This is a genomic window from Thioalkalivibrio sp., from assembly GCF_007692535.1.
In the GTDB taxonomy this organism is placed as follows: domain Bacteria; phylum Pseudomonadota; class Gammaproteobacteria; order Ectothiorhodospirales; family Ectothiorhodospiraceae; genus Thioalkalivibrio.
On record NZ_REBW01000179.1, the window covers coordinates 1 to 9,708 of the forward strand.

At 65.9% G+C, this 9,708-nt stretch carries 9 protein-coding genes; 3 read left to right on the forward strand and 6 right to left on the reverse strand.

Going from position 1 to position 9,708, the window contains the following annotated elements:
• From EA346_RS10410 to rpmH, 6 genes are all read right to left on the reverse strand, one after another.
• A complete protein-coding gene (locus EA346_RS10410; protein WP_296758316.1) occupies positions 1-1,362 on the reverse strand; it encodes a DEAD/DEAH box helicase in 1,362 nt (453 codons plus the stop codon).
• A 158-nt stretch (positions 1,363-1,520) separates the two neighbouring features.
• Positions 1,521-2,828: a tRNA uridine-5-carboxymethylaminomethyl(34) synthesis GTPase MnmE gene (mnmE, locus tag EA346_RS10415; RefSeq protein ID WP_296758318.1), complete on the reverse strand. Its 1,308-nt coding sequence runs from the start codon at positions 2,826-2,828 to the stop codon at positions 1,521-1,523.
• A 4-nt stretch (positions 2,829-2,832) separates the two neighbouring features.
• Positions 2,833-4,521: a membrane protein insertase YidC gene (gene yidC / locus EA346_RS10420; RefSeq protein WP_296758319.1), complete on the reverse strand. Its 1,689-nt coding sequence runs from the start codon at positions 4,519-4,521 to the stop codon at positions 2,833-2,835.
• An 8-nt stretch (positions 4,522-4,529) separates the two neighbouring features.
• Positions 4,530-4,772, reverse strand: coding sequence for a membrane protein insertion efficiency factor YidD (gene yidD, locus EA346_RS10425; protein ID WP_296758321.1), 243 nt, complete (start codon positions 4,770-4,772; stop codon positions 4,530-4,532).
• Positions 4,769-5,137 carry a ribonuclease P protein component gene (gene rnpA / locus EA346_RS10430; protein ID WP_296758323.1) on the reverse strand — a complete coding sequence of 123 codons (369 nt, stop codon included), beginning with the start codon at positions 5,135-5,137 and terminating at the stop codon, positions 4,769-4,771. Before rnpA ends, yidD begins: the two co-directional genes overlap by 4 nt.
• A 49-nt stretch (positions 5,138-5,186) precedes the next feature.
• A complete protein-coding gene (gene rpmH, locus EA346_RS10435; protein WP_296751141.1) occupies positions 5,187-5,321 on the reverse strand; it encodes a 50S ribosomal protein L34 in 135 nt (44 codons plus the stop codon).
• A 187-nt stretch (positions 5,322-5,508) separates the two neighbouring features.
• On the opposite strand from rpmH, the gene dnaA reads away from it, so the two are divergent.
• The 3 genes from dnaA to recF all read left to right on the forward strand — a co-directional run bounded on the left by dnaA (position 5,509) and on the right by recF (position 9,645).
• Positions 5,509-6,849: a chromosomal replication initiator protein DnaA gene (gene dnaA / locus EA346_RS10440; RefSeq protein WP_296758325.1), complete on the forward strand. Its 1,341-nt coding sequence runs from the start codon at positions 5,509-5,511 to the stop codon at positions 6,847-6,849.
• A gap of 211 nt (positions 6,850-7,060) precedes the next feature.
• Positions 7,061-8,161 carry a DNA polymerase III subunit beta gene (dnaN, locus tag EA346_RS10445; protein ID WP_296758326.1) on the forward strand — a complete coding sequence of 367 codons (1,101 nt, stop codon included), beginning with the start codon at positions 7,061-7,063 and terminating at the stop codon, positions 8,159-8,161.
• 398 nt (positions 8,162-8,559) lie between these two features.
• On the forward strand, positions 8,560-9,645 hold the full coding sequence (gene recF, locus EA346_RS10450) for a DNA replication/repair protein RecF (protein WP_296758327.1): 1,086 nt from the start codon (positions 8,560-8,562) through the stop codon (positions 9,643-9,645).
• Positions 9,646-9,708 lie beyond the last annotated feature (63 nt).

Here is a 9,708-nt window from a genome sequence, read left to right on the forward strand (position 1 = left end):
CTACCGGTGCCGGCCGCCGGAGCGGTGGGCACTGCCGGAGCGTGTGCCGGGACGCGCCGAACCGGGCTTGCCGCCAAAGGGCTTGGAACCGCCGGGCCGGGTCGAGGCCGGCTGGCTGGCCTTGCCGCCCGGGCGACCCTTGCCTGCGTGGGCACCGCGGGCCGGGGCACCGCGGTTCTGCTGGCTCCGGAGCTGGATCGGCTGCGCGCGGGCATTGGGATCCGGCTCGAAGCCGTCGACCTTCGCGCGCGGCAGAGAGCGCTTGGTCAGCCGCTCGATGTTGCGCAGAAAGTCCAGCTCATCGACGCAGACCAGAGAGATGGCCTCGCCGTTCGAGCCGGCACGGCCGGTGCGGCCGATCCGGTGCACGTAGTCCTCGGGCACGTTGGGGAGCTCGTAGTTGACCACGTGCGGCAACTCGCTGATGTCGATCCCGCGGGCCGCGATATCGGTCGCCACCAGCACCCGCAGATCGCCCTTCTTGAACTCCGCCAGCGCCTTGGTACGCGCGGTCTGGCTCTTGTTGCCGTGGATCGCCATGGATGCGATGCCGTCCTTGAGCAGCTGCTCCGCAAGGCGGTTGGCCCCGTGCTTGGTGCGGGTGAAGACCAGCACCTGCGTCCAGCGCTCGGTCTTGATCAGGTGCGAGAGCACCTGGCGCTTTTCGTCGCGATTCACCTCGTAGACCTTCTGCGCGATCAGGTCGGCGGTGGCGTTGCGCCGCGCGACCTCGATCAGGACCGGCTTGCTCAGCAGGCCGTCCGCCAGCAGCTTGATCTCGTCGGAAAAAGTCGCCGAGAACAGCAGGTTCTGACGCTGCTTCGGCAGCAGCGCGATGATCTTGCGGATGTCACGGATGAAGCCCATGTCGAGCATGCGATCGGCTTCGTCCAACACCAGGATCTCGACCTGCGACAGGTCGACGAGTTTCTGTTGCGCCAGATCCAGCAGGCGACCCGGCGTGGCCACCAGGATATCCACGCGGCCCTTCAGCCGGCTGATCTGCGGGTTGATGCTGACGCCGCCGAAAACGACCAGCGAATTCAGCTTGGTGTGGCGGCCATAGGTGCGCACGCTCTCCTCCACCTGCGCAGCCAGCTCGCGGGTGGGGGTCAGGATCAACGCCCGCACCGGGGCGCGGCCGTTGGCCGGCCCCTTGCGCGTCGGGTCGGACAGACGCTGCAGGATCGGCAGCACGAAACCGGCGGTCTTGCCGGTTCCGGTCTGGGCGCCGGCCATCAGGTCACGACCGTCCAATACGGTGGGGATGGCCTGGGCCTGAATCGGGGTGGGTGTGGTGTAGCCGTGTTCGGTGACGGCACGAACGAGTTCCTCGGCAAGGCCGAGATCGGAAAAATGCATGAGTACTCCGGGAGCGACATCCGCCTTTCGCCGCTTGCGGGCGCCAGTCTAAGGCAGATGGGGGCTGGTCGAGGACCAGAAAAGGCGCGACCGGGAGACTGGGGCAAGGATCGCGGGGCGCAGCATAGCAGAGTATGGGCCCTGCGTGGGCCATCCGGCTATTTGCCGATGCAGAAGCCCGCGAAGATCGCGCCCAGGAGCTGCTCGTGATCGCCACGCCCGAGCAGGCCGTCCAGAGCGCGTTCAGCCAGGCGCAGGTCCTCGGCGATCAGGTCGGCGGGATGCGCGGCATGGATCCGGCGCAGGCAGGCGCCGACCGCCATCAGGCCCTCGAGGTGCCGGGCCCGTACACTGAAACGCGGCTGGCCGGCATCGGCAACACCGGCCTCGGCGCGGATCGCCACGCGCAGATCGTCGAGTCCGACGCCGGTGACCGCCGACACTTTCAACCCCTCGCGCGCATCGTGGGGGCAGAGATCCTGCTTGTTCCACACCTGCAGCACCGGGATTCCGGACAGGTCCGGCAGCGGGGCGCGGACCTGGGGCCGGGTCAGGTCCCGGATCTCCAGGATCAGGTCGGCCCCGGCGGCTGCACCTCGCGCGCGTTCGATGCCGATGCGCTCGACCTCGTCCTCGCTGTCGTGGAGCCCGGCCGTGTCGATCAGCTCCACCGGGATGCCGTCGATGGCGATGCTGGCACGCAGCAGGTCGCGCGTCGTGCCCGGGCGATCGGTGACGATCGCAACGTCGGCGTCGGCGAGGCGGTTCATCAGGCTCGACTTGCCGACGTTCGGGGCTCCGATCAGCGCCAGGCGCATGCCGGTGCTGTAGACGCGGGCCGGCCGCAGGCGCGCGATCAGGGCGTCGACCGAGGCTGCGAGCGCCGCAGCGCGCTGCGACACCTCGGGCGCCACCGCAGATTCCAGGTCGGTCTCGCCGAAGTCGATCTCGGCCTCGATCAGCACCCGCAGCTCCCGAATCTCGCGCGCCACCGGCTCGATCTCGCGCGCCAGCGCTCCATCGAGGCTGCTGCGGGCGAGGCGCGCGGCGGTCGCGGTCTGGGCGTGGATCAGATCGGCCACGGCCTCCGCCTGGGCCAGGTCCATGCGCCCGTGCAGGAAGGCACGCTCGGTGAACTCGCCCGGCCGGGCCATGCGTGCGCCCAAGTGCAGGGCGGTGTCGAGCAGGACCTGCAGCAGTACCGGGCTGCCGTGCCCCTGGAGCTCGACCACGTCCTCGCCGGTGTACGAGTAAGGGCCCGGAAAGGCGATCACGATGCCGTCATCGATCAGGGCACCGTCGGCTGCGCACAGACGGCGGTGGGTGGCCCGCCGCGAGCGCAGACCCGGGCCGGCGATCGTCTCCGCCAGCGCCAGCGCCCGCGGACCCGATAGGCGGATGACCCCGATGCCGCCGACCCCGGCCGGAGTGGCCAGGGCGACGATGGTATCGGCGTCGCCGGACAAGGACTCAGTTCTTCTTTTCGGCGGCCGCTGTGATCTTGCGTGTGATCACGTACTGCTGCCCGATCGAGAACAGGTTGTTGGTGAACCAGTACAGCACCAGACCCGCCGGGAAGAAGGCGAAGAAGACCGTGAAGACCACGGGAAGCGCCATGAAGATCTTCTGCTGGATCGGATCCATCGGCGGCGGGTTCAGCTTGTACTGGATGAACATCGTCAGGCCCATCAGCAGCGGCAGGATAAAGAACGGATCGCGGGTCGAGAGATCCTGGATCCAGAGCATCCACGGCGCCTGGCGCAGCTCGACACTCTCGAGCAGCACCCAGTAAAGGGCGATGAACACCGGAATCTGCACCAGGATCGGCAGGCAGCCCCCGAGCGGGTTGATCTTCTCCTTCTTGTACAGCTCCATCAGCGCCGTATTCATGCGCTGCTTGTCGTCCTTGTAGCGCTCCTTCATCGCCTGCAGCTTCGGCGCCACGGCGCGCATGCGTGCCATCGAGCGGTAGCTGGTCGCCGACAGATGGAAGAAGGCGAGCTTGATCAGGATGGTCAGAATGATGATGGACCAGCCCCAGTTGCCGACGAAGTCGTGGATCACGCGCAGCAGCCAGAACAGCGGCTTGGAGAGAAAGGTGAAGATGCCGTAATCGACGGTCAGTTCCAGGCCCGGTGCGATCTGGCGCAGATCGGCCTGCGTCTTCGGTCCCACCCAGAGGCGGGTGGAGAAAAGACCCGCGTCACCGGGCGCGATGGTGATGGGTTCCGCGGAGTGCATCCCGATCAGGTAATCGGTTCCGACGCCTGCAGCTCCTGGCACCGCGCGGCCATACATTGCGTTGATCTCGTCCTGACCCGGGATCCAGGCGCTCATGAAGTAATGCTCGATCACCGAGATCCAGCCACCCTCGACCCGCTTCTCAACGGGAGAATCGCGCAGCGACTCGAAGCTCTCCTTGTTGTACTTGCCGTCGAAGTAGGCGGCGCCGGTAAAGGTGTACAGGAAGAACGCGGCGCGAGGCGGTGTCGGGCCATGGCGCAACTGCCGGTACTGCCGCCCGACCCAGATGCCGTCGCCGCGGTTCTCGACCTCGTGCTCGACCTCGATCAGGTGCGTGCCGCGCTGGAAGACGAAGGTCTTGGTCACGGTGACGCTGCCGTCCTCGGAGGTCCAGGTCATCGGCACCCGCAGGTTGTCCTGACCCGGGCCCATCTCGAAGCGATCGGCATCGACGCGGAACACCGCGTGGTGCGACGGCGCCCGGTCCGCGGCATCGACACCGGAGACCCGATCGTGGGTCAACCCGCTCTGCGCCACGTAGCCGCGCACGCGCTGGTCGAACAGGCGCACCGGAATGTCGGGCTCGGCGGGATCGACGGGGAAGCCCAGCAGATCGGCGCGGACGATCGTGCCACCGCGGGTGTCGATGCTCAGATCCAGCAGGTCCGTGCGCACGGTGACCTGCCGGTGCGTCGGGTCGGCCAATAACTCCGGCGGTGCCGCAGGATCGATGGCGTCCGCCTCGACCGGCGGGGCCTCGGGAACATCCTCGGGCCGTTCCGGCGGCGCATCGACCATGGCATCGGGGGTGCGGTCCAGTTCTGGCCGTTCGCCATAATCCGCGTTCCAGGCCTGCCACATCAGGAACAGGACGAAGACCAGGGACAGCCAGAGGATGGGACGCAGGTTTTCCATGAGAGCGGTTACTTCCGGGATTCGTGGATCGGGGTCTTCTCTGGCACGGGGTCGTAGCCGCCCTCGGCCCAGGGATGGCAGCGGGCAATCCGCTTCACGCCCATCCACAGGCCACGCGACGCCCCGTGCCGGGTGATCGCCTCGGCGGCGTACTCCGAGCAGGTGGGATGATACCGGCAATGGGGGGCCATGAACGGCGAAATCGCGTACTGGTAGACGCGGATGGGCATCAGGAGCATGGAACGCATCATTTCAGGTTCTCCAGGAGCCGGTCGAGTTCGGCCCGCAGTTCGGCTCGTTCGGCCCCGGCGATCCCGGCCCGGGACAGGACGATGATGTCGACCGGCGGCAGGGACTGCCTGCGTGCCCGGAACGCCTCGCGCGCGACACGCTTGATCCGGTTGCGGTCCACCGACCGGCGCGCATGCTTCTTGGAGATCGCAAGACCCAGGCGGGCGGCGGGCCCTGCGGGTTCCTGTTTTCGATACAAGACCATGAACCGACCGCCGGGGGCGCGCCGCGCCCGAGCAAAGACCCGCTGGTACTCGCGACCGGCGAGAAGGCGTCCCGAACGCGGAAAGCCCTGATCCGTGATCCGGACCGGGGCCGTCGTCATCGGCCCGCCCGGTACAACCGCATTCGGGCAGGCACGCCGAACACGCCGTCTACGGGCAGAGGCGCTTGCGGCCCTTGGCCCGGCGGGCGTTGATGATCTTGCGGCCGCTGCGGGTGGCCATCCGCGCGCGGAAACCGTGGGTCCTGGCGCGGTGGAGTCGACTGGGCTGGAATGTCCGCTTCATGGCGAGGTATCCGAAATTCAAAACGTTAAGGGGCGCTGAAAGCTACCCGCGCGGGCCCTCAAAGTCAATCCTTGGCGGGCTTCCCGTGCCGGCGACCGAGCCACCCTCGCGGCCCCCGGCCGGCGGTGGCACGCCGGGGTCGGATGCGCGTAGACTCTCTCGGTGGTCTCTCCCCCGGAGTTGGTGCGTGCCTGCGAATACCCTGTGGACAGCTTGCTTGGATCGCCTGCAGGGTCAACTCTCCGAGCAGCAACTGAATACCTGGCTGCGCCCCCTGCATGCGCAGGAGTCGGAGGGGCACCTGCGCCTGCTGGCGCCGAACCAGTTCGTGCTGGAGCACGTGCGCGACCATTTCCTGCCCGCGATCCGGGGAGCGGTCGATGAACTCGGTCATGGCGAACACGCCTGGAAGGTCACCCTGGGCATTGGTGGGCCCGAAGCGGGCCAGCCGGCCGCGGAACCGGCGCGCGGCGGTCGGCAGGCGCTGCCCGTCCGTCCCGCCGGCCCGGTTTCGAACCTGAATCCCGGATTCACCTTCGAGACCTTCGTTGAGGGCAAGTCCAATCAGTTGGCCCGGGCCGCCAGCCTGCAGGTCGCGGCCAATCCCGGGGTCGCCTACAACCCGCTGTTCATCTACGGCGCGGTCGGCCTGGGCAAGACCCACCTGATGCACGCCATTGGTCACCATATCCTCGACCGGATTCCCCAGGGGCGGATCATCTATCTGCATTCGGAGCGTTTCGTTGCGGACATGATCAAGGCGTTGCAACACAACGTCATCGATGAGTTCAAGCAGCATTACCGCACCGCCGACGCGCTCCTGATCGACGACATCCAGTTCTTCGCCGGTAAGGAGCGCTCGCAAGAGGAATTCTTTCATACATTCAATGCTTTACTAGAGGGTCAGCAGCAAATCATCCTGACCTCGGACCGCTACCCCAAAGAGGTGGAAGGCCTGGAAGAGCGGCTTCGTTCGCGCTTCGGCTGGGGCCTGACCATCGCCATCGAGCCGCCCGAACTCGAGACCCGGGTGGCCATCCTGCAACGCAAGGCGGAGCAGTCAGGCGTCGAACTGCCGAGCGAGGTGGCCTTCTTCATGGCCAAGCGGATCCGCTCGAATGTCCGGGAACTCGAGGGGTCGCTGCGCCGGGTAATCGCCAACGCGCATTTCACCGGCAAGGCGATCACCGTCGAGTTTGCGCGCGACGCGCTGCGGGATCTGCTGGCCGTGCAGAGCAAACTCGTCACCCTCGAGAACATCCAGAAGACCGTGGCGGATTATTTTCGGGTCAAGGTCAGTGACCTGCACTCGGCACGCCGCAGCCGATCGATCACTCGGCCACGCCAGATGGCGATGGCCCTGGCCAAGGAACTGACCCAGCACAGCCTGCCGGAGATCGGACATGCTTTCGGGGGTCGCGATCACACCACCGTGATTCATGCCTGCCGCAAGGTGGCCGAGTTGCGCGAGGGGGACGCGAACGTCGATAACGACTACCGGATTCTGTTACGCACACTGAGCAGTTGAGAGCCTGTGGATATCGTGTGCGCAGATGTTGATGGCTGCAAAGGGTTGCTGAAAGAGACGGGTTGTCCACAGGCTGAACACAGGCTCAAGGCGCGGTGAATATAGAGTAAAGGTATGATTTAAGGAGAAAATTAAATACTTTTCCCGGATCTGACCGGTGCTTATTACTACAGTCTTCAAATATCTAAATACATAATAGGAAACCAGTGATATGGAGCTCTCGTTCAACCGGGACAGCATGACCGATGCGCTGCAGCGCATCGTTGGGGCCGCCGAAAAGCGCCTGACGATGCCGATCCTGGGGAATGTCAGGATTCGCGCCGTCGACGATGGAATCCAGCTCGATACCACCGATCTGGAACTGGCCTGGTTGGCGAGGACAGCCGGCGAGGCCTCGGTTGGGGTCGATTGCTCGGTCTCGGTCCGGAAGCTGTTGGACGTCGTGCGAGCGGCGCCGGCAGAAGCGACGGTTCAGGCGCGTATTGACGGCGAACGGCTTGTCGTCGGATTCGGGGCCTCGCGGTTCAGCCTGGCGACGCTGCCTGGAGGGGATTTCCCGGAGCTGGAGTCGGCCGAGATGGAACATTGGCTGACGGTGCCCCAGCGGCTGCTGCGACGCCTGATCGAGGCAACGATGTTTTCCATGGCGCAGCAGGATGTGCGCTATTACCTCCAGGGGCTGCTGCTGGTCGCGCAAGGGGCAACACTGCGATGCGTCGCCACCGACGGCCATCGCCTGGCGCTCACCGAGGCCGACCTGGAGAATCCGCTGCCAGCCGACCAGGAATGCATCATTCCGCGCAAGACGATCCAGGAACTCCGGCGCAATCTTCTGGACGACGAAACACCAGTCCAGGTGGGATTTGCACCGGGCCAGGTCGCGTTTGATTTCGGCTCCGCGAAATTGACCAGCAAGGTGATCGACGGCCGCTTTCCCGATTACGAGCGGGTGATACCAAAGGATCAGCCGGCTGTCCTGATCGCGGAGCGTGAGGATCTGCGCCAGGCGCTGAACCGCGTCGCAATCGTGGCCAACGACAAATTTCGTGGCGTGCGCCTGATGGCCGGCCCCGGGGGCTGCCGGGTCGTGACGCACAACGCCGAGCGCGAAGAGGCCGAGGAGGCCCTGCCGGCACGGTACGAGGGCGACGAGATCGAGATCGGGTTCAACCTGACCTACCTGGTCGATGTGCTGGGGGCGATCGCGGCAGACCAGATCCGGATCGAGCTTCGCGACGGCAATTCCTCGGCGCTGGTGATGGCCGAGCCACCGGATCGGGCACGCTACGTCGTGATGCCCATGCGGCTATAGATTCCGGACCCCGGGTTCCGGCCCTGCGGATTTCCCATGGGTACCCATCGACGGACGATCCCGACCCACCAGGCGAACGGAGAAGCCCATGGGCAAATGCCACGGTGGCGGATGGGAGTCCATCACTCGCATGGCTCTTGGCCAACCCGGCCGACCGCAAGCCGTGTGTTTTGGGGTGAAAGTCACGGTCCAGTTGTGTAGGTCGGGTTAGCGCAGCGTAACCCGACGTGCTGCGGTGCCGCGGACGACACTGCTTTGCGGCCATCGGTGGGTGCGCGACCCTTCGGGTTACGCCCCTTGGGCTAACCGACCCACGGTTTGCGCCTTTTCATCGCAAGGGGTGGCGCCGGGCCATGATCGTTAGGGTAACTTGATGCGACAACTGCGCAAGCCACGACATGCTGTTTGAGCTCTGGATTCGCGGCCTGCGTAACCTCGCGGAGGGGCGCCTTCGGCCAAGTCCCGGCTTGACGCTGTTCGTGGGGGCGAACGGCTCCGGGAAGACCTCTTTGCTGGAGGCCTGTTACGTGCTGGGATTGGGACGATCCTTTCGTACGCACCGGTTGGCGCGAATCGTACAGGGTGGCGCGTCCGAATTCGCAATCGCGGCGGAGCTCGCCGACCCGCACCATGGACGGTCGCGGGTCGCGGTGGAGTGGTCCGGGCAGAGACGATCCCGTCTGAACGGCCAATGGATCGAAGGCCACTGGGAGATCGCGCGGCGGCTCCCGCTGGTCGCGGTGCACGCGGATTCCTTCGAATTGCTGACAGGCCCGCCGGAGGAGCGGCGCCGGCTGCTGGACTGGGGCGGTTTCTATGTCGACACCGACTTCGCGCGCGAGTGGCGGACGTGGCGACGCGCACACGAACAGCGGAATGCGGCGCTTCGCCAGCATGATGAACGGGGCGCGGAACGTTTCGAGGGGGTGGCGGCGAGTGCCGGAACCCGGTTGACCGAGATGCGCGCTCGGTTCGTACGGGACCTCGCGGAGCATCTGCGGGGTCCTTCTACCGCGTCGCTGCGACAGGGTCTGCAGGGTGAGATCGAGGTGACGTTCCGCCAGGGATGGCCCGATGGCGAAGCCCTGTTGGCGGCGTTCGCCCGTAGTCGACCCAGTGATCTCGAACGGGGCTTCGCGCAGACGGGACCTCAGAAAGCCGATCTCGAAATCCGCGTCGCGGGCCGTTCGATCCGGGAAGCCTCCCGGGGTGAACAGAAGCGGGTCCTGAACGCGCTCGTCGTCGCGCAGGGAAAGGTCCTGGTATCCACTGCGCCAGCAGGCATCGCGCCACTGCTGCTGCTGGATGACGCCGTTGCCGAGATGGACGAACCTGGGCTCGAAGGAATCATGAACGTAGTGGCGCAGCTGGGCTGGCAGTGCCTGGCCACCACCGTCGACGAGGCCTGGGCGTTCGAAGTGGCGGCAAGCCGACCGGACGCGACGATGTTTCACGTGAAACATGGAATCATCACTCCCGCGTGAGGGGTTCGCGCTCCGCGTTGCGAGCCTCAGCCTCGCGGCTGTCCCGAGCCAAACACAACGAAT

Bases quoted from the DNA above. Each gene is read 5' to 3' on its own strand.
- EA346_RS10410 (WP_296758316.1), bottom strand. From the start codon at position 1,362: ATGCATTTTTCCGATCTCGGCCTTGCCGAGGAACTCGTTCGTGCCGTC.
- yidC (WP_296758319.1), bottom strand. From the start codon at position 4,521: ATGGAAAACCTGCGTCCCATCCTCTGGCTGTCCCTGGTCTTCGTCCTG.
- yidD (WP_296758321.1), bottom strand. From the start codon at position 4,772: ATGATGCGTTCCATGCTCCTGATGCCCATCCGCGTCTACCAGTACGCG.
- rnpA (WP_296758323.1), bottom strand. From the start codon at position 5,137: ATGACGACGGCCCCGGTCCGGATCACGGATCAGGGCTTTCCGCGTTCG.
- rpmH (WP_296751141.1), bottom strand. From the start codon at position 5,321: ATGAAGCGGACATTCCAGCCCAGTCGACTCCACCGCGCCAGGACCCAC.
- dnaN (WP_296758326.1), top strand. From the start codon at position 7,061: ATGGAGCTCTCGTTCAACCGGGACAGCATGACCGATGCGCTGCAGCGC.
- recF (WP_296758327.1), top strand. From the start codon at position 8,560: ATGCTGTTTGAGCTCTGGATTCGCGGCCTGCGTAACCTCGCGGAGGGG.